The 18,711-nt window shown below is 62.3% G+C and carries 22 protein-coding genes; 5 read left to right on the top strand and 17 right to left on the bottom strand.

The window, feature by feature from the left end; translation table 11 throughout:
- The first annotated feature begins 17 nt into the window (after positions 1 to 17).
- Both MCB86_RS22810 and MCB86_RS22805 read left to right on the top strand, forming a co-directional pair.
- Entirely contained in the window at positions 18 to 908 is an 891-nt protein-coding gene (locus MCB86_RS22810; protein WP_239612239.1) for a winged helix-turn-helix domain-containing protein, read from the top strand.
- Positions 905 to 1,387 carry a hypothetical protein gene (locus MCB86_RS22805; protein WP_045160144.1) on the top strand — a complete coding sequence of 161 codons (483 nt, stop codon included), beginning with the start codon at positions 905 to 907 and terminating at the stop codon, positions 1,385 to 1,387. Before MCB86_RS22810 ends, MCB86_RS22805 begins: the two co-directional genes overlap by 4 nt.
- 108 nt (positions 1,388 to 1,495) lie before the next feature.
- Here MCB86_RS22805 and MCB86_RS22800 read toward each other — a convergent pair whose 3' ends face one another.
- The 17 genes from MCB86_RS22800 to MCB86_RS22720 form a co-directional block, all read right to left on the bottom strand.
- Positions 1,496 to 2,407 carry an OmpA family protein gene (locus MCB86_RS22800; protein WP_239612238.1) on the bottom strand — a complete coding sequence of 304 codons (912 nt, stop codon included), beginning with the start codon at positions 2,405 to 2,407 and terminating at the stop codon, positions 1,496 to 1,498.
- Entirely contained in the window at positions 2,404 to 3,276 is an 873-nt protein-coding gene (gene motA / locus MCB86_RS22795; protein ID WP_239612237.1) for a flagellar motor stator protein MotA, read from the bottom strand. The genes MCB86_RS22800 and motA overlap by 4 nt, the downstream gene beginning before the upstream one ends.
- A 4-nt stretch (positions 3,277 to 3,280) precedes the next feature.
- Entirely contained in the window at positions 3,281 to 4,015 is a 735-nt protein-coding gene (locus tag MCB86_RS22790; RefSeq protein ID WP_239612236.1) for a FliA/WhiG family RNA polymerase sigma factor, read from the bottom strand.
- A 10-nt stretch (positions 4,016 to 4,025) separates the two neighbouring features.
- Positions 4,026 to 4,487, bottom strand: coding sequence for a flagellar basal body-associated FliL family protein (locus MCB86_RS22785; protein ID WP_045160139.1), 462 nt, complete (start codon positions 4,485 to 4,487; stop codon positions 4,026 to 4,028).
- A gap of 36 nt (positions 4,488 to 4,523) precedes the next feature.
- The gene (locus MCB86_RS22780; RefSeq protein ID WP_239612235.1) at positions 4,524 to 5,702 is read right to left on the bottom strand and encodes a flagellar hook-length control protein FliK; all 1,179 of its coding nucleotides are present in this window, start codon (positions 5,700 to 5,702) and stop codon (positions 4,524 to 4,526) included.
- Positions 5,699 to 6,022: a hypothetical protein gene (locus MCB86_RS22775; RefSeq protein ID WP_239612234.1), complete on the bottom strand. Its 324-nt coding sequence runs from the start codon at positions 6,020 to 6,022 to the stop codon at positions 5,699 to 5,701. The genes MCB86_RS22780 and MCB86_RS22775 overlap by 4 nt, the downstream gene beginning before the upstream one ends.
- Complete coding sequence (gene fliS, locus MCB86_RS22770; protein ID WP_045160137.1) at positions 6,006 to 6,404, bottom strand: flagellar export chaperone FliS; 399 nt, start codon at positions 6,402 to 6,404, stop codon at positions 6,006 to 6,008. Before fliS ends, MCB86_RS22775 begins: the two co-directional genes overlap by 17 nt.
- Positions 6,401 to 7,672, bottom strand: a complete 1,272-nt coding sequence (gene fliD, locus MCB86_RS22765) for a flagellar filament capping protein FliD (protein WP_239612233.1) — start codon at positions 7,670 to 7,672, stop codon at positions 6,401 to 6,403. Before fliD ends, fliS begins: the two co-directional genes overlap by 4 nt.
- 386 nt (positions 7,673 to 8,058) lie before the next feature.
- Complete coding sequence (locus tag MCB86_RS22760; RefSeq protein WP_239612232.1) at positions 8,059 to 8,499, bottom strand: flagellar protein FlgN; 441 nt, start codon at positions 8,497 to 8,499, stop codon at positions 8,059 to 8,061.
- A complete protein-coding gene (gene flgM / locus MCB86_RS22755; protein ID WP_045160134.1) occupies positions 8,496 to 8,771 on the bottom strand; it encodes a flagellar biosynthesis anti-sigma factor FlgM in 276 nt (91 codons plus the stop codon). Before flgM ends, MCB86_RS22760 begins: the two co-directional genes overlap by 4 nt.
- Before the next feature lie 138 nt (positions 8,772 to 8,909).
- The gene (locus tag MCB86_RS22750) at positions 8,910 to 9,335 is read right to left on the bottom strand and encodes a flagellar FliJ family protein (RefSeq protein WP_045160133.1); all 426 of its coding nucleotides are present in this window, start codon (positions 9,333 to 9,335) and stop codon (positions 8,910 to 8,912) included.
- Complete coding sequence (gene fliI / locus MCB86_RS22745) at positions 9,332 to 10,663, bottom strand: flagellar protein export ATPase FliI (protein WP_239612231.1); 1,332 nt, start codon at positions 10,661 to 10,663, stop codon at positions 9,332 to 9,334. Before fliI ends, MCB86_RS22750 begins: the two co-directional genes overlap by 4 nt.
- A 1-nt stretch (position 10,664) precedes the next feature.
- Positions 10,665 to 11,363 carry a flagellar assembly protein FliH gene (gene fliH, locus MCB86_RS22740; protein WP_239612230.1) on the bottom strand — a complete coding sequence of 233 codons (699 nt, stop codon included), beginning with the start codon at positions 11,361 to 11,363 and terminating at the stop codon, positions 10,665 to 10,667.
- A 6-nt stretch (positions 11,364 to 11,369) separates the two neighbouring features.
- Positions 11,370 to 12,437: a FliG C-terminal domain-containing protein gene (locus MCB86_RS22735; protein ID WP_239612229.1), complete on the bottom strand. Its 1,068-nt coding sequence runs from the start codon at positions 12,435 to 12,437 to the stop codon at positions 11,370 to 11,372.
- On the bottom strand, positions 12,409 to 14,088 hold the full coding sequence (gene fliF / locus MCB86_RS22730; RefSeq protein WP_239612228.1) for a flagellar basal-body MS-ring/collar protein FliF: 1,680 nt from the start codon (positions 14,086 to 14,088) through the stop codon (positions 12,409 to 12,411). Before fliF ends, MCB86_RS22735 begins: the two co-directional genes overlap by 29 nt.
- A gap of 20 nt (positions 14,089 to 14,108) precedes the next feature.
- A complete protein-coding gene (locus tag MCB86_RS22725) occupies positions 14,109 to 14,429 on the bottom strand; it encodes a flagellar hook-basal body complex protein FliE (protein WP_239612227.1) in 321 nt (106 codons plus the stop codon).
- Positions 14,430 to 14,457: 28 nt separating this feature from the next.
- Complete coding sequence (locus tag MCB86_RS22720; protein ID WP_045160126.1) at positions 14,458 to 15,843, bottom strand: sigma-54 dependent transcriptional regulator; 1,386 nt, start codon at positions 15,841 to 15,843, stop codon at positions 14,458 to 14,460.
- Positions 15,844 to 16,279: 436 nt separating this feature from the next.
- Here MCB86_RS22720 and MCB86_RS22715 point away from each other — a divergent pair, with 436 nt between their 5' ends.
- The 3 genes from MCB86_RS22715 to fliP are packed head-to-tail and all read left to right on the top strand — an operon-like array spanning position 16,280 to position 18,239.
- On the top strand, positions 16,280 to 17,119 hold the full coding sequence (locus tag MCB86_RS22715; protein WP_045160125.1) for a FliM/FliN family flagellar motor C-terminal domain-containing protein: 840 nt from the start codon (positions 16,280 to 16,282) through the stop codon (positions 17,117 to 17,119).
- Positions 17,116 to 17,487 carry a flagellar motor switch protein FliN gene (gene fliN, locus MCB86_RS22710; RefSeq protein ID WP_046163473.1) on the top strand — a complete coding sequence of 124 codons (372 nt, stop codon included), beginning with the start codon at positions 17,116 to 17,118 and terminating at the stop codon, positions 17,485 to 17,487. Before MCB86_RS22715 ends, fliN begins: the two co-directional genes overlap by 4 nt.
- Complete coding sequence (gene fliP, locus MCB86_RS22705; protein WP_045160123.1) at positions 17,484 to 18,239, top strand: flagellar type III secretion system pore protein FliP; 756 nt, start codon at positions 17,484 to 17,486, stop codon at positions 18,237 to 18,239. Before fliN ends, fliP begins: the two co-directional genes overlap by 4 nt.
- Positions 18,240 to 18,711 lie beyond the last annotated feature (472 nt).

The raw sequence follows: 18,711 nt of genomic DNA, 5'->3' as shown, positions 1-18,711 counted from the left end.
TTCCTAACCAGGCGCTCATGACTTCATCTCTGACCCCTACGGCCACCGATGCCCTCGTCTGCCCCCTGTTGCAAACCGGCCGGGCCGATTGCTCGGCTCGTTTCGATCGCTCGCTCTATCAGCTCGTACTGAGCCAAGAGGAAAACGAAAACACGCTCGACCTCGGCTTTTCCGGTAGCCGGGTGCTGGAGCGCCTGTTGCAGGCGCCCGGTGAGGTGGTCTCCCGCGAAGAGCTGATGAATTACGCCTGGGAAGGTCGGGTCGTCGGCCAGGGCAGCCTCAATCAGCAAATCTATACGCTGCGCCAGGCACTGTTCGATAGCCGCAACCAGATCATTCAGACGCTGCCGCGGCGCGGCTATCTGTTCAACCCGCAATACGTGATAGTCGAAAAGACAGCCTTGGCAGCCAGCCCCGCCGCTGTAACCGGATCTTTGCCTGCAGAGCCGCTGCCTGAAAGGGCGACCAGTGCCTTAGTCGAACTGCCGGCCCCCAGCGCCGCGGCGGTTGCGAGCCCGTCCAAACAGAACCAGGGCTACCGCTCGTGGCAGACCGCGGCGCTCGCCAGCACCGGCATGCTGATGCTGCTGGCACTGGCGACCTTGGGTTTCCGCCTGGCCAGCACGCCGGCGCCATCCTTTACGCAGACCTTGGATATGAACGGTTTCGAGGTGCTTTACGTGGAAAAGAGCCAGCGTTTGCTCGATTCGCTGGTCAATGAAACACGCCTGCTGGTCCATACGATGAGCGGCATGACGGCCGAACCGGCCCGGCTGATCGTCAACATGTCTCCCGGGTTTTATGAGATCCGTTGCCTGCAAGACGACGGCCGGGTCAATTGGCTGAAGGTTCACAAGAGCCAGATTCAGACGATCCCCAGCGACCATCTACAAGGATGCCTGCGATGAGCAGCCAGAACGAAACCGGCGCTGTAGGCCGGCGCCTATTGCGCGTGATGGCCCCTTCGGCGTTACTGCTGTGGGCGTTTGTAGCAATGGGCACCAATGGCAGTACATCGTCCAGTTTCGATGGCCGCTACAGTTCAAGCGGCTACGTTCTGCTGCGCGACGGCACGACCCGGCAAGTCAGCCAAAGCCTGGTCTTCAACAAGGGCCGGTTTTATTCACTCACGCGCAACTCCCCGGCGATTGTCGAGGCGTCCGGTCGCCTGGAAACGGATCTGCTCGGACGGGCTTCGTTGATCGTTGAAGAGGGCCAGGTTCACGGCCTGGGCCCCCAGGATCGACTCGATGATGAGCTGATGTTCAATCTGTTCTATGGTGCCCACAAGGGCGCACGGATCAGCCTCGAGCAGGTTGGCGCCTGCCTCTATGGCGTCGAGACTCAGCAGGTCTACTGTTCGGACGACCATCCAGATCGCGGCTGACCCAACGTTTCGACCCGGATAACGCCTAACCCAGAGGGACCATCCAGTCGGCGACCGCCGGCTGAATCGATACGGTCGAGCGGCCTCGAGCCCGCCAAACAGCCCGCGCTAGGAACCCTCACCGCTGTAGCTCGCGCCGCGCTCGGAAAAGCGAACCTGGCCGTAACTGTCGCCGAACAGCTCCTTGTACAGAGCCTCGGCCGAGGCGGTGAGCAAGAGGATTTCCACGCGGCGGTTGGCGCCGTTCAGTGGGTCCTCTGGATGCAGCGGCATGACGGCCGCCTGCGCGGTCACCTGCAATACGGAGCGCTCAGCCAAGCCGGCGTCGACCAGGGCGTTGCGGGCGCGTAGCGCGCGGTCACCGGACAGATTCCAGTTGTCGTAACCATTTTTCTGCCGGTACGGCGTGGCGTCGGTGTGGCCGCTGATGATCAGCTTGTTGTCGACCTTCGCCAGTACACCGGCAAGCACGCCCAGCAGCTTCTGGAAATGTGGATTCAAGGTCGCGCTGCCACGCTGAAACATGAAGCGCTGCTGGTCGTCCTTGATCAGAATGCGCAGCCCCTGCGGGACCACATCGACCTCCAGATTGGCCAACGCATCGACTTCATTGGCCACTTCGCGCATCAGCTCGGCGAGCTTTTTCAGTTCTGCGGTCGAGCCGTAGTTGTGGCTGCCGTCCTGTTCGCGCGCCGACTCACTGCGGTCCTTCTGCTCCACTGGCAGCGGGCGCACCGGCAGCCCGTCGAGCTCCAGCGGCGAGGTGCTGGTGCCGTCGAAGATGCCGGCCCCGCCTTCAACCAGCGGATTGCTCTCCATCTCGCCAAAGGATGGGTTGGTCTGATTCATCTGCGGCTGGATGATCCACAGCACCATGAACAGGGCCATCATCGCCAGGGTAAAGTCCGCAAAGGCGACCTTCCAGGCGCCACCATGCTCGTCACCGTGGCCTTTCTTGCTACGCCGTTTGATGATGATTTCGTGGTCGCCGCCGCCTTTGTGCTTGTCCCGGCTCCTCATGCGGCGTCCCTTTCTTCCTCATACTGGGTCACCCAGTTTTCCAGCTGACGGAAGGCCGGCTTGACGTCCTGCTCGATCAACTTGCGGCCGGCGTCCACTGCCAACAGCGTAGGCTTGCCGGCGACGTGGGCGACCAGCGTGGTGCGCACGCATTCCAAGGCCGACAGTTCGGTCTTGATGCGCTGACTCATGGCATTGGACAGCGGGTCCATCAGGCAGTAGCAGAAGAAGATGCCGAGGAACGTGCCCACCAGCGCCGCCGCTACATGGGCGCCGATTTCCGCGACGCTGCCACCGATGCTGCCCATGGTGATGATGATGCCCATGATCGCCGCAAGGATGCCGAAGCCGGGCATGGCCTCACCGATCTTGTGCAGCGAGCGCGCCGGCTGCAGCAGGGCGTGCTCCATGGCTTCAAGTTCCTGCTCGAGAAAGCCTTCCAGCTCGTGCGCGCTGATCTTGCCCATGGCCATCAGGCGGAAGTTGTCGGCGATAAAAGCCATCAGGTTCTTTTCCTGGAGAATCAGCGGGTAGCGCACGAACAGGTCGCTCTGCTCCGGTTCCTCGATATGCGAGTCGAGCACCTTGAGGCCACCGACATCGACCATCTCCAGCAGCTCATACAGCAGCATCAGCAGTTGGCGCTGAAACTCCTCGCCACGGCGCTTGTAGGCAAATACGCCCTTGATCTGATGCAACATCTCGATCAGCACTTCCTTGGGGTTGCCAACCACGAGACTGCCCAGCGCGGCACCCAGGATGATGACCACCTCGGCCGGTTGCCAGAGCATGCTCATGTCACCGTGTGCCATGGCGTAGCCGCCCAGCACACAGCCAATGATGATGAAGGCGCCTAATACTTTCTGCATGACGTTACTGACTCTTCTCTGTTAGGAAGCGACAAGCCTTGCCGATCGCCTGTTTGCTCAGCTGACAAACCCGGGCGTCGCTGACTTCCAGCACCAGGGCAATTTCCTTCAGGCTCAACTCATGCTGGTAATACAGCGTCAGCCCCAGCCGCTCGCGCTCGTCCAGCCGGGCCAGCGCCTGCGCCAGCACCCGTTCCTTGATCAAGCGCTCCTCGAACAACTCCGTGGTGTCGGGGAAATGCTCGTGTCCGCTCTGCAGCAGCTCGTCGAGGCTTTCTATCGCCTCGGACGAGTCTGCCCAGAGGAAATCCTGATAGTCCTTCTCGGCGAGGCCCGTGTACGCCTTGATCTCCTCGTCGCTGGGTTCGTGGCCCAGTTGACGGGACAGGTCGCGAATCGCGTCGCGAATCTTGTGCGCCTGCTGGCGAACCTGGCGCGGACGCCAGTCTTGGCGACGCAGCTCGTCGAGAATCGCGCCGCGGATGCGCAGCGAGGCGAACTTGCCGAACTGCTCGTCCGGCTCGCCGTAGCGCCGTAACCCCTCGAGCAGCCCCATCATGCCGATCTGCTCCATATCCTCACGGTCGAGCACCTGGTTGGCCTGCAGCGACAACTGCCGGACGATGCGCTTGACCAGCGGCAGATACTGCATCAGCCAGCGCTGTTCGGCGGCCGGTGCGAACACCGAGGGACCGGCCGGCGTAGCGCCGTAATAGTCGACGGGGCAAATGGCACTCATGGCGGGGCCTTTACTGCACGATCAGCTTGTTGACCAGCACGTGCTTGAACGGCACTGCTGCGTTCTTGCTGGCAAAGTCGGCGAACAGGGCCGTTTCCAGACGCTCCTGTAACTCACCGATCTTCAGCCCGCGTAACTCATCGAAGGGCAGGGACGACAGGTAGCCCACCACCGAGTTGCGCACGATGGGCTCGGCTTGCTCGAATTTCGGCGGCTCGTCCGATGCGTCTGCCTGCAACGCCAGGTCCAGCACGAAGTAGTGCTCGCGACCGTCGCCACGCACGCTGACGATGACTTTCTGCACCGGGAAGAACACGTATTCCGAGGGCTCGACAGATTCAACCACGGCGGTTTCCTCGGAAACCGTACCTTCGATGCCAGGCTTGAGCAGCCAGTAGCTGACACCAACGCCACCGGCAACGGTCAGGACGTTGAGCAGCAGCATCAGCAGGACGAGACGGGGGGTCGACATAACACACTCACAGTTGGCTAATTGGGTTGAATCGGGTCAAACGGTGATCAATACGTCACGGGCGCGGCCGTTCTCCCGGCGCTGTTCCTGCTCCGCCGGCCGGGCTGCCAGCGGCGGCTCCTCACCGGGCAACGTTGCCCGCTGATCGCGTCGGCCCTGCTGACCGCCGCTGTCGGCACCCACCTGCACGTTGACCTGTACGAAGTGCTGACCGACCAGCTCCTGGCGCAGGCGATCGCTGGTCTGCTGCAGCAGCCTCGCCACGTCGGCGTTCGCCGCGCTCAGCTGCACGTTCAGCCGGCCCGACTCGTGGCTGAGCAGGATTTCCATGCTGCCCAGCTCCGGCGGGTCGAGGCGGATGGTGGCGCTCTGAATCTTCTGCTGGATCTGCAAATCGACGTTTTCACGCAGGGCATGCAACATCTGCTCGCCCCACTTGGCTTCCGGCGCCTGCAGCTTCAGCCCACGATCAGCGCCTTGCACCAGCGGCGCCTGACCTCTCTCGACGGCCCCGGCAAGCGGTTCCCCGGCGTCTAGGGACTCGGTCGCATTCAGCTGCGGTTCCAATGATGCCGTCGGCAAGACATCGGTCAGCGCTGGCGTTGACAGGCCTGGCGCCATCTCGGCGACAGGCTTCGGCATGGGCGACGCGGTCAGGCTCGCCCCGCTGGTCTTGCCGTGAAAGCCGCCCAGTAGGTCCAGCGGATCGGCCGTCAACGCTTGATCGGCCTCGGACTCCTGCTCACCAAGAGGCGAAGACCCGGGTATCCAGGCCAGCAGCTCATCGATCAAGGGCGCGGCAGCCTCCACCGAAGCCGGCGCGACCGGCTCGGGCACCGCCTCCAGTTGCGCCGCGTCGCGCGCCTGGATCTCGGCGAGTTGCTGGTCGATCATGCTCAGCAACCACTGTTCGGGGGTCAGCTCTCGCGCCGCTTCGGCGCCTTGAGCCGCATCGCCACCCAACCGCAGCACCTGCCCCTGCTCGGTCGGCAGCGCCGCCCGTGCATCAGGCATCCAGACCGCAGTCGGCTCGGTCGAACGCGCCTCGGTTTCACGAGAGGCCAGTCGCATGCGCTCACCGAAAGCATGGACGGCGCGCTCCGTCACCTGGCGCCCTTCGACGGACTTGCCGCCCTGGCTCACGCGGGCGGGCGTCGGCATGGCCGACCCGGCACTCTCGGCAGCCGCGCGTGCGGTTGGAATCGACTGGATCATCCCCGGTCTCCGGCTTGGAACATATCGATACGCTGGTAAGCGGCACGCCCCTCGGCGTACTCCAGATGGTTCAGCAGCAACAGGCGCAGGCGTTCGCATTCGTCGGCGCAGGCTTGCAGACCTTCGCCATGCAGCTGCTTGAGGCGGCTTTTCGCCAATCGTGTGGGCTCGTCCTGCTCCAGCCGACCGGCCAGCGCTTCGAGGCACTGGCGGATCGCGGCATCGATCGTCGCAACCGCTGTCCAGTCATTGACCTGCAACGCCTGTTGCAGCTGCCCATGCAGCGCCATCAGGCGTTCGCTGTCATTTACGGGCGGCACTGACGCCCTCCCAGCCTTCACGCAGGATGCCAAGCAGATTGATCACCTCATCCAGACCTTCCAGCGACAGCGTTACGCTGACGTCGGAGAGCCGGTAGATGCAGTATTCGTAGAGCCGCGCCAGGCCCTGCACGACCTCTCCGCCGCCCTCTTCGTCGAGCGCACCGTTGAGGCCGTTAAGGATGTTCATGCACTTCTCCAGGGAAATGCCCTTCTGCTGATAGCGCTTGTGCTCGATGTGTCCACGGGCGCGAGCCAGTTCGTCGAGCAGGCCGTCCATCAGCACCAGCACCAGCTCGTAAGGCGATGCGGAGGCCGCGCGGGCTTCGAGGTCTACCGCGCGGTAGCTGTCGTAACTGTCGTTTTGGAGATAAGGATTCATCCGAACAATCCGTAGGTCTGTTCCATGCTCTGCATGGTTTGCATCATGGAAGTGAACTGTCTGAGGTAGCGGCTGTAGTGGTTGTCGTACTGCTGCTGAAGATTGTCGAACTGCTCATCGATGCGGCGCAGGCTCATGTCCAGCGTGTCCATGCGGTTTTTCAGCATGCCGTTGGTGCTGCTGGTGTAGCTGGCGACGGTCTTGTCGATGCTGTCGAGCAGGTTGTCCTTGCCGGTGAACAGTGCCTCGAAACCTTCCGGATCGTTGGCGACTGCGGCCTCGAAACGCGTGGCGTCAATGCTCAGCTTGCCGTTGCGATCGGCGCTGATGCCGAACTCGACCAGACTCTTGCCGCCGAAGTCGGTACGCAGCAGGCCATTCAGGCGACTCTCGATGGAGCGCACGCTGGAATCGCCGGCCAGGGCGCCACGGGCGCTGCTGTCGCTACCGCTGGCGGTCAGCGAATCGAAGCTTGTCATCAGGCTGTTGAAGGCATCGATGAAGCTCTGCGCCTTGGCCTTGGTCCCAGCCTTGTCCTGACCGACGGTGACGGTCAATGGTGCATCGCCCGCCGCATGCACTTTGCTGACGGTCATGCTGACGCCGTCGATGACGTCGGTGAAAGTATTGCTGGCACTGGTGAGCTCGATGCCGCCGGCGCCGTAGCTGCCGCCCAGGCGAATCAGGGCATCCTGCGCTGTGGACAGCGTGGTAGTGGTGGCTGCCGCATTGCCGGCTACATCCAGGGTGAAGCCGTCGGCCGCACCGCTTTTCTCGCTGGTCACCACCAGATTGACCGCGCCGTTGCTGCGCACCAATGTGGCCTGGGCGCCTAGCCCTGCCGCGTTGATGGCCTTGGCCGCGTCATCGAGGGTGGCGTAGCTGCTCAGATCGAAAGCCTGAGCATTGAGCGTGAGGGTGCCGCTCAGGCTGCCGTCGACCAGCCCCTGCACCGCCACCTGCTGCTTGCCGGCCAGGCGCTCGACATAAAAATCATAGGTACCGGCCGTCGCGGTAGTGCCCACGGTGGCCGTGGCGAAACCCTCCTGGCTGAAGGTCGCGCTGTTGGTCAGCATGCTCGACGTACGGCTGTTGAGCTTGGTCATCGCCGACTTGAAGGTGGTCAGCGAGGTACGCAGCGAGCTCAACGCATCGCGCTGCGCCTTGTAGCGCGTTTCGTTGCGGTTAAGCCGATCCAACGAAGACTGAACTTCGTAGGTCGCCAACTGCGTCGACATCTGCTGTACGTAATCGGAATCTATAGCCATCACCATCCCCTCTTGATGCTTGCAGAGCAGATTGCATGCCAGGTCTCAAAGCCCCGTGATACGGGCATCTCAGCCAATGGCATGCAGAAAAGGAACTTCCGCAACGCGGCAGGACGAGGAAACGGGGAAGTACCGTTTCCGCCTACTGCTAGGGCGGAACATCTGTCTGTAAAGGCGACGGTGGGGATGGTTTTGTTAAGGAATCAATCCGAGCGACACGACCCGGTGCCGTCTTACCGGTCGGGTGGTTGGTTAGCGCAGGATCGAAGGTAGCCCTAGGGCGGATGCGCTTTTCACAGCAGCTGTTTTGCTGGCGGAAACGCGGCGCGGTCTGCGCTACGACTTCTGCGAGACGAGGTGGGCCACGGCGCTGAGTAGCTTGCGCCTCAGTAGGCCTGAGGCGAATAGAGCCGGGCATCCTGACTGCCGACAAGCAGCTGCTGCAGGATATCGTGGTGCATGGCGAGCAGCTTGCCGTTGTGCTCGTTGAATTGCTGGCACTGCACAGCGAGGTCGCCGACCTGCCGCCAATGCCGCTGCAAGGATTCACCCCGCTCGCCCGTGCAGCTGGACAACAGGCGACGCATGCCGACGCCCGAGGTTTCCAGACGGAAGGCGGCCAGCACCTTGCTGCGACGTTGAGCACGCGCAGCAATGGCCTCGACGCGGACGGTGATTTGCAGATTGATCCGATTGATCTCCGGGACATCGCGTTCCAGCAGACGTCCGTAGAGCTCCTGCATCAGCTCACGCAAGGCGAGGTAATCGCCGCAATCCTGCTGCAGATCGTCATCGACGACGGCCAGCAGCTTCTCGCGCTGGCTCACGCATCGTTACCGCGGTGATAGCTGAGCATGCTGCTGGCCAGCTCACCCACGTCAGTGGATATCTCGCCGCGCTGCAACGCTTGCTTGATGGCCGCTACCCGGTCCAGATCGACCTCGGGCATGGCGCGCAGCGCGTCGTGCATCTGCTCCAGCGGCAGACTTTCGGCCTGACGTGCGGCCGGCTGCGCGGCGGGGCGAACACCGGCCGGACGCGCCGGGGCGGTCTCGGTGGGGATTGCAATGGCGGGCTTGAATTGCCGGCTGATTTCCATGATCTCGTTCCAACTCGGTGGTTACTGCCAAACAAGCGACCGCTCGGGCGAAAACCTTAAATCTTTTTTTCAGCGGCTGACGGAAGCGCTCTGATCAGGTGCCACTGTTCGAGGTCTCCTGTCGCACCGCCGGGCGCCCTAGGCAATCTGGTTACGCCACCAGGACTGCGCGGCGAGGCCATCCTGAATCTTCTGCTCCTGCGACATCAGCAAGTGCTGCCACTGCTGCATCTTGGCGTCGATGACATGCTCGACCACCTTCTCGCTGCGCATGGCCTGCAACAACTCCTGCTGGATTCGCGCCAGCGCCTGCTCGGCCACCGCCAGTTCGCGCCGTTGCAGTTCGACCATTTTGTACAGCGTGGCCTTGTAGCGCTGCTGATTGTCGCGCTGCAGTGGGGTGCTCATCGGCACGCTGAAACCGCACAGGCGGCTGAGGCCGGTGATGTTGTTGCGATAGCGCTGACAGAGGTTCTGCTGGTACTGAACCTGCCCGAGCATCTGCTTGACCCGGTTACCGCGCAGGCTGGCCAGGCGCGTGAGCGTTTCGATCTGCTGTTTCATGGCTTCCGGATGATGCTTTGCAGGATGGTGAGACTGGTTTCCAGCTCCGCCGCTTCGCCCACTTCCTGGCGCAGGAAGCGCTCGATGGTGGGCGCCAGCTGCACGGCGCGGTCGGTCTTGATATCGGCACCCGGGCTGTAGCCACCGAGCGGGATCAGCTCCTTGATCTTCTCGTAGGTGCTGTAGAACTCTTTGAGCTGGCGCGCCGCGCCGAGGTGCGGTGGCTGGCCGACCTGGCTCATGCAGCGGCTGACCGAGGCGCAAATGTCGATGGCCGGGTAATGGCCGGCATCGGCCAGGCGCCGCGACAGCACGATATGGCCGTCGAGAATCGCCCGCGCGCAATCGACGATCGGGTCCTGCTGGTCGTCGCCTTCGGCGAGCACCGTATACAGCGCGCTGAGGCTGCCATTGTCGTTGGCGCCGTTGCCGGCGCTCTCCACCAGCTCCGGCAGCATGCCGAACACCGACGGCGGATAACCCTTGGTCGCTGGCGGCTCACCCAACGCCAGGGCTATTTCGCGCTGGGCCATGGCGTAGCGGGTCAGCGAGTCCACCAGCAACAACACATCGTTGCCCTGATCGCGAAAATAAGCGGCAATGCTGTGGCACAGCTCGGTGGCCTTGAGGCGCATCAACGGCGATTCGTTGGCCGGCGCCACCACCACCACGGCCTTTTTCAGGCCCTCCTCGCCCAGCGAATGCAGCAAAAACTCCTGCACCTCGCGCCCACGCTCGCCAATCAGCCCGACCACCACCACATCGGCTTTGGTCTGCCGGGTGATCATGCCCAGCAGCACGCTCTTGCCGACACCGGAGCCTGCGAACAGCCCGACGCGCTGGCCCTTGCCGAGGGTGAGCATGGAATTGATCGCCCGCACGCCGACGTCCAGCGGTTCGCTCACTGGCTTGCGCTTGAGGGGGTTGACCGAGGGCAGCTCGGTGGGCAGGGGATCGCGCCCGCTGAGCTTGCCCATTTCGTCCAGCGGCTCGCCGAGGCCGTTGACTACGCGCCCCAACCAGGAGTCATCGATGTGCAGCTTGGCGTCGTCCGGAGCGGGGAACACCCGCGAGCCAGCGGTCAGGCCCACCGGCTTCTTGAACGGCATCAAATAGGTGATATCGCGGTTGAAGCCCACCACCTGCGCTTCGAGCATGCTGCCATCACCCTGCTCGACGAAGCAGCGCTGGCCGGTCATGCGCTGGCAGCCAAGGCTTTCCAGCAACATGCCGGAAACGCGCACCAGCCGGCCGCTGACCTTCGCCAGCTGCACCGTGTCGAGCGAGCGCAACGCCTCGTCGAGCCGGAAGCTCTCGCGCAGGGACATCTCAGGCCTCTGCCCGGATGTGTTCGGCGAGCGTGTCCATGCAAGAGTCCAGGCGCTGCTGGCAGCCGATATCGGCTTCGGCCTGAGCCGTCACCACACGGCACTCGCCGAGCGCCAGCTTCTCATCCGGGACCAGACGCCAGGCCGCTGCACGCTCGGGCGCCAGCTCTTTGATCCGTGTGCATTCCTCGGGGTTGAGCAGAATGCGCACATCTTCCTGATCGCCCGGCATGGCGGCCAGGGCTTCCTCGGCCAGCGTCAGCAATTGCGTCGGGTGCAGGGTCAGCTCACAGCGGATCACCTGCTTGGAGACTTTCTGCACCAGCTCCAGCAACTGGTCCCGACGCGCCTGTTCGAAATCCTGGCGGAAACGCTCGACGCTTTCGATCAATCGATCCAACGGCCGAGCCGCCTCGTCGAAGGCCTGACGCCCCTGGGCACGGCCTTCTTCTCGGCCGATGGCCTTGCCGTCCTCGATGCCACGCTCGAACCCTTCGCGATGCCCGGCTTCGCGGCCCTGCTCCAGGCCCTGTTCGTAACCTTTGTCGATGCCTTCCTGAAAGCCATCGGCGACCGCGCGCTGCAACGCCGCCGGATCGCCGGCCACGCTGTCAGCCAGTTCGGCCGCGGTACGCACACGAGGTGGAAAGCGAAACGGGCGCCAGGAGCGGCCTTCCCCCTTGATGATCTTGATGCTCATCGGCGCTTACTCGACCGTCTGTTCGCGGAACAGCTGAACCTGCAGATCGCCTTCATTGGACATGTCGCGGACCACCGCCATGATGTCCTTGCGCACCTGCTCCACCCGCGACAGCGGCACCGGGCCCTGGCGACGGTTGATCGACTCCATCTGCTGCGCCTGCCGCTTGGGCATCGCCCCCTGAATAGCCTTGACCAGTGCCGGTTCGGCGCCCTTGAGCGCGACCACCCATTCTTCCAAGGGAATCACTTCCAGCAGGGTCTGCAACACGTCCTGGTTCTGCCGGGAAAGGATGAAGAAGTCATACATTTCATCCTCGATCTTGCCGACCAGCTCTTCGTTGTGGGCGCGCAACAGCTCGAACATCTGGTCACGGTTGCCCTTGAAGCGGTTCATGATGTCCGCCGCCTGCTTGACGCCGCGCACCTGCGAGCCCTGGTTCGAGAGCACCTGCAGGCTGCGATCGATGAGCTGCTCCAGCTCGGCAATCACGTCGCTGTTGACCTCGCTGAGGTTGGCGATGCGGTAGAGCAGCTCGTCCTGACGTTCGGCCGGCATGCACTCGAGCACGTCGGTGGCCATGCCCGGCGGCAGAAAAGCAAGAAACACCGCCTGCATCTGTGCGTGCTCCTTGGCGATCAGGGCGGCGAACTGCTGGGGGTCGAGCCACTCCATCTTCGCCATCTTGGCGCGGATCTCCTCGCCATAGATGGAATCGAGCAACGAACGGGTGATATCGCCACCCAACGCCTTGCCGAGCATGCCGGACAGGTAGGTGCGTGAGGCGCCCTTGATGCTGCTCTGCTCCTTGTAGTCGTCAAAGAAGCGGCTGATCACATCGGAAACCATCGGCTGTTTGACGTTGGACAGCCGCGCCATCGCCTGGCTGATGCTGATGATTTCTTCACGTGTGAAATTGCGCAGGATGCCGGCGGAAATGTCGTCACCCATGCTCAGCATGAGGATCGCCGCCTGGTCCAGCGAGCTCACCGAGCGCAGCTGTATCGGGCGCGCCTTGATTTCCTTGCTCGAGCCGGTCACCGACTCAGCTGGCTGGGTTGAGGTCTCTTTCATTGCGGCCTATCCAATGCTTGATGACTTCCGAAACGCGCTCCGGGTCGTTCTTGGCGAGCATTTGCAAGTGCTCGATCTGTAGTTCCAGCCCCGAACCGGGCGCTGGCAGGCGAATTTCCGAGAGCGGATTGAGCTCGCCGAATACGTGTACGCCGTCGCCACTGGATTTTGGGCTGGCCAGGGCCGCACGCGACTCGGTCTCGATCGGCAGCGGTCCCGCCATCCCCGCCAGGGTGCCTTCCAGAGCAGCCGGATCGGCCTCGGCGGGCGCACTGCGCTGGGTCAGGCTGCGCACGGCGGGACGCACCACGATCAACAACAACAGCAGCGCGATCAGGCCGGCCACGCCCAGCTTGGCCAAGGCGTGCACCTGGTTGTTTTCCCACCAGGGCACCTCTTCAGTGACGGTTTCCACGCTGGCGAAGGGCAGGACGCTGAGGGTCAGTAGATCGCCTCGATCCTGCTTGAAGCCCACCGCGCTGCGGACCATGGCTTCCAGCTCGGCGCGCGCCTCGTCGCTCCAGCCGCCTTCGGGCGCGGCATCGGCGTTGAGCACCACCGCCACGCTCTGCTGGCGCAGGGCGAAACCGGCGTGCTTCACATGCACCACGCTTTGGTCATAGTCCAACTGGCGAGTGGATTCTTCACGCAAGGAGGTGGCACCCTTGGTTTCGCCCTTGGCCGGCGCCGGTTCCTCGCCTTCCTTCGGCGGGGCGACGGGACGGTTGGCCAGCGAGCCGGGAATGCCCAGCGCCAGCTGATCCAGCGCGCTTTCGTTGCTTAGCACTTCGCGACGCAGGCGTGGGGTTTCGCCATAGGACTGGAAGGTTTCCTCCTTCTGGCTGAAGTCGATATCAGCGGCGACGCTGATGCGGTAGTTGCCGCTGCCCAGCACCGGCGCCAGCACCTGCTCGATGTTGGCCACAGCCTTCTGCTGGTAATCCTCCACAGCGCCCCAGTTCTGCGCCGGCCCACCGCCGACATTCAGACCGCGCGACAGCAGCGCGCCGTACTGATCGACCACGCCAACATCTTCGGGCTTGAGGTTGGGCACGCTGCCAGCCACCAGATTGACGATCGCGCCAACCTGATCGGCGCCCAGCTTGTAACCGGGCTCCAGTTGGAGCATCACCGAGGCCTTGGTCGGCGCGCGTTTACTGACCACGAAGGAGCTGTTCTCCTCCTGCGCCAGGTGCACGCGGGCATGTTGAACGCCCTTGAGCGACATCACGGTGCGTGCCAGTTCACCTTCCAGGCTGCGCTTGAGACGCACGTCCTGGACGAATTGGCTGGTGCCCAGCGGCTCCTCTTTGTCGAACAGCTCATAACCGGCCGGCATCGCCACCTTCACGCCCTTGGCGGCGAGCAGCATGCGCGCTCGGGACAGCTGGTCCTCACGCACCAGGATCTGCCCGCTCTGCGGGTGGATGCGGTATTGCACGGCCTCGGCATCGAGCACTTGCATCACCTCGGCTACCGGGAAAGCCTCACCGGCGCCATGCAGCGGCCGGAACGAGCCGTTGTCACGCCACAGGTAAAAGGCCACGGCGACAGCCAGCGCGGCGGCGATCACCGCCATGCCGGCGAGCGTTACCCGCGGGTCGAGCTGGAGGCCGCCAGCCGGCAGCTTGCTTTTGATTTTCTGCAGCACGTCTTAGCTCTCACGCCGGATCAAAGCGGCATTCTCATGACGTCGTCGAACGCCGTGGTCAGTTTGTTGCGCACCTGCAGCAACGCGGAAAACGACACGCTGGCCTTCTGGCTGTCGAGCATGGCGCCCACCAGGTCGTCGCTCTTGCCGCTGTCCACCGCAGCCATGGCCGCGCCGGCCTGATGCTGCTGGGCATCGACCGAACGCATCGCCGCCATGAACAGACCGCCCGCATCGGGTGCCGCCTGGTCAGCCGGCTTGATGGCCGCGCCGGACGCGACACCCTGGAGCTGCTGCATTTGGCCCAGCAGTTCCTGCTGCACCTGAGTGATTGAACTCATCGCTGGCTCTCCCCTTGCCTTGTCTAAATCAGAAATCCAGCTCGATGCCCTGCTCGCGCATGGCATTGAGGCGGTAGCGCAAGGCACGCGAGGTCATCCCGAGGCTGGCCGCCGCCTTGGTCTTGTGCCCGTCGAACTTGCGAATGGTGTCGATAACATGCTGGTACTCGGCCCACTTGCCGCTGGCGCGTAGGGCAGCCTTTCCGGTTTCGAGCGTGGGCAGCGGCAACCGCTCGGTGCGTACTTCGACTTGCGAAGGGGCTGCCAGGCCGAGATCCTGCGGCTGGATGAACAGACCGTTGCGCAACACCAGGGCGCGCTGCACGGTGTTCTCCAGCTCGCGGGCATTGCCCGGCCAGTCGTGCCGCAGCAGGGCGCGGCAGGCATCGCTGGTGAACAGTTCTTCGTCGGCTTCCTGCGGCGCGTACTTGGCCACGAAACGGCGAGCCAGCGGCAGCACGTCTTCCTTTCGCTCACGCAGCGGGCTGATGTGCAGCGGCAGCACGTCGAGGCGGAACATCAGGTCGGCACGGAATCGCCCCTCCGCGACTTCCACCTGCAGATCGCGGTTGGTGGCGGCGATGATGCGCACGTTGAGCTCGATTTCCTTGCGCCCGCCGAGGCGCTCCACGCGCTGTTCCTGCAGTACGCGAAGCAGCTTGGCTTGCAGCCCCAGGGGCAGTTCGCCGATCTCATCGAGCAGCAGCGTGCCGCCGTTGGCCAGTTCGAATTTCCCCGGCTGGGCCGTCACCGCGCCAGTGAAGGCGCCCTTCTCATGGCCGAACAGTATCGATTCGAGCATCTGCTCCGGAATCGCTGCGCAGTTGACTGCAATGAAAGGTGCATCCGCACTGGCCGAGAAGCGATGGATATAACGCGCCATCAGCTCCTTACCGGTGCCGGTTTCACCGGTGATCAGAATCGGCGCCCGGGTCAGCGACACACGCTGTGCCATGGCCAGCAGACGGCGGCCAGCCTGGGAACAGGAGACGAAACTCTCCTGGGCCGTATCGGCGAATTCCTGGCGGCGCAGCAATGCGCTTAACTGGCTTGCGCTGAATGGCGACAACAAGTAATCGACACAGCCCAGTTCAAGTAAGGCTGCGGCCTTTTCCTGGTCGGCGTACTGCACGACGGGAATAACGCTGATGGCGCGTCCACGACGAATCAGTGAATCGACCTGCGTATATAAGGCCGGCTGTTGTATGCCGCTGATTATGATGAAAACCAGCGATGTGCCCTTCAAAGCGGCGTTATCCAGATCATTCAGATCGGCGTGTGAAAATACTGCGCAGCCTTCCTTTCGCAAGCCCGCTTCAAGGAACTCGCAACCCGCCTCTGCGGGATTGCCGACAATGAGAATTTTCTTGCGCGCCGGCGCTGGAGCGAATAGCTCATCGCGGGAGTAGTTCATTGCATGACTGACACTATTCAATGTGACCACCTTGGCGCTGTTACGCCTGTTGCTCGAGCACAACGCCGGATTCGCTGAAAAATTTATTTAAGTCTTCTGGAACTTTCGTCGCCTTGTCTGTCCAACTCGCCGAACGAGACAGGTAACTGCAGCCGACCGCTCCGAAACAATTGCGCGCACGCTAACAAGCCCGCCCGGAACCGCCCAATCAGTTCCGCTAAAATTAAATCAATTGCTCACAGCTGATCTCAAAAAAGATCAATTGATACCTATTGATTTAATTCTTCCTCGCGCCCAAGCCTAGACTGGCGGCACGCTAGAGCTGTGCCCGTCATCTCAGGCACCGCAAACCCGCCCTGGCCAAACATTCTTCTGCTTTTACCCGCGCGACAGGCCATCGCCTGCCGTGCAAGAACCAGGAAATACCGTTCACAACATGTCTGGCAATTCAAAAGTCCACCATGGCGTGCCCGCCCAAAGCCTGACTGTTTTGAAACCGCAGAAGCTTGGCCGGCATCACCACAAGATTCCTCAGTTCATCAAGGAAACCACCAACAAGAACCCACGCTTGATGGGTGACTACTTCTTGCGCAATTACCGGATCAGCCTCGAATTGAGCAAGGTGGATGTTCAAGAGCCGGCAAACAAAGCACCGGAATGCATCTATCGCTCGCCGATGGGAAAGGTCGGGTTTTCAATTGATCGGGCACTCCTCACCGAGGCACTCGAGTGCTATTACGGCGGAACAATAGTGCCGAGTCAGGAAGCACCGCCGATCAGCACTTCAGAACAACGGATGCGTGATCGCCTGGGCTTGGATCTGACTTATATTTTTGCGCGCTCGATATTGTCCGGCGAAACATTCGGCGAACTTGAGCGCTATGAAAACGATTACGAAGAAACCACCTGGGAATATGTCGCTGAGTTCGAATACATCAGCCACCTGACCAATAGCCGTTCATCGATTTTCATTTATCTAGACACCGATCTGGTCGATGAACTCACCAGTCACCTGGCCGGCCCGTTGCCTGCTCGGCTGACCGGCAATCCGCTCGATCACATCAAGCACCTGCCGGTACGCCTCGATTGTGTGGTCGCCTCGGTACAAATGCCGCTGTCGCAGGTGCTTGCCCTGCAGCTCAACGACATCCTCATGGTGCGCCCGCTGGACCGCTACGAAGTGCGCATCAACCAGCAGAAGCTTTTCCGGGGGACTGTCTTCGAAGAAGACGGCGCCCTGTTCCTCACTTCACTTGAAAGCGTGAAATCCCAATGACCGGTCAACTGTCCGACAACGAATTCGAGAACCTGATCAACGAGGGCGACCTGAGCCTCGACGGTACCGACGAGCCAGCCGCTGCGCCCGCTCCCCAGCCCCAGGCGCCGCGTCAGGACCTGAGCTTCTTCGGCAAGATCCCGGTGAATGTCACCTTGGAAGTGGCCTCGGCTGAGATTTCGCTGAAAGAACTGATGGAGTGCGACACCAGCAGCGTCATCGTCCTCGACAAGGTCGCCGGCGAGCCGCTGGACGTGAAGGTCAACGGCACCCTGTTCGCCAAGGCAGAAGTGGTGGTGATGAACGGCAGCTACGGCCTGCGCATCGTCGAACTGTCCGGCGTCGGCCTGGATGCGCTGACGCAATGAAGCTGCGCCGCGGGCTGTTGCTGCTGTGCCTGCTGCTGGCCAGCCTGTTCCCGCTGGCGGCGCAGGCTGCCGGCGGCGAAATCACGCTGTTCAACCTGAACGATACCGAGAACGGTCAGGCATTCAGCATAAAGCTGCAGATCCTGATCATCATGACGCTGCTGGGCTTCCTGCCGGCGATGCTGATGATGATGACCTGCTTCACCCGCTTCATCATCGTGTTGGCCATCCTGCGCCAGGCCATCGGCCTGCAACAGAGCCCACCCAACCAGGTCCTGATCGGCATCGCGCTGATCGTTACCCTGCTGGTGATGCGCCCTGTGTGGCAGGAAATTCATAGCGCCGCGTTCGAGCCGTTTCAGAACGACGAGATCAGCCTGGAGCAGGCGCTGGAGGTGTCCAAAACCAGCCTCTCGGCGTTCATGCTGGCGCAGACCAACAAGACCTCGCTGGAGACCATGGTGTCGCTGGCCGGCGAAGAAGTGCCGGAGAATCTCGAAGAACTGGACTTCTCCCTGCTGCTGCCGGCGTTCGTGCTGAGCGAGTTGAAGACGGCCTTTCAGCTCGGCTTCATGATTTTCGTGCCGTTTCTGGTGATCGACCTGGTGGTGGCCAGTGTGCTGATGGCGATGGGCATGATGATGCTGTCGCCAATGATGATTTCGCTGCCGTTCAAGTTGATGGTGTTTGTGTTGGTGGATGGCTGGGCGTTGTTGATGGGGACGCTGACCACCAGTGTTCAGCCGTTTTAGGGGGCGCCGTGATGAGTCATCGTTCCCTCTATACCTCAGCCGCTGAGCGGTCTATCGCTTTTCGTAGGAGCGAGCTTGCTCGCGATCAGGGGACGATACGGCCATCTTCGTATAGCCCGGCTCCGTCGTCGCTTCGCACCGTAGGTTTCGCCCTGCTGGGCGACTCACTTTTTTCAGTTGCCAAAAAAGTAAGCAAAAACGCTTGCCCCTGCATCCGGGTCTCGCTGCGCTCGACTTCCCTCATTCCATCGCTGCTCCGAGGGTCGCCGCGCAAGGGCCATCCATGGCCCTTCACGGCTCTCGCGGCATCCATGCCGCTCGCCCCTCTGCGCAGCGATTCCATTCGGCCTCCTGAAAGGGGCGTTCGGCGTCGTCTGATGGTTCGTTCGTTAGCAAACAAGCGAAGCGCGCTTGTTTCGCTGTTTACGATCTTTCAGGTAACTCGGACTCGATTCCCCTTCAGGAGGCCGAG

The organism is Pseudomonas sp. KSR10, from assembly GCF_022355455.1.
GTDB classification, from domain to species: Bacteria; Pseudomonadota; Gammaproteobacteria; order Pseudomonadales; family Pseudomonadaceae; genus Stutzerimonas; species Stutzerimonas stutzeri_E.
The sequence above is the reverse complement of the archived record's forward strand: the minus strand, read 5'-3'. Positions and strand labels throughout refer to the sequence as shown.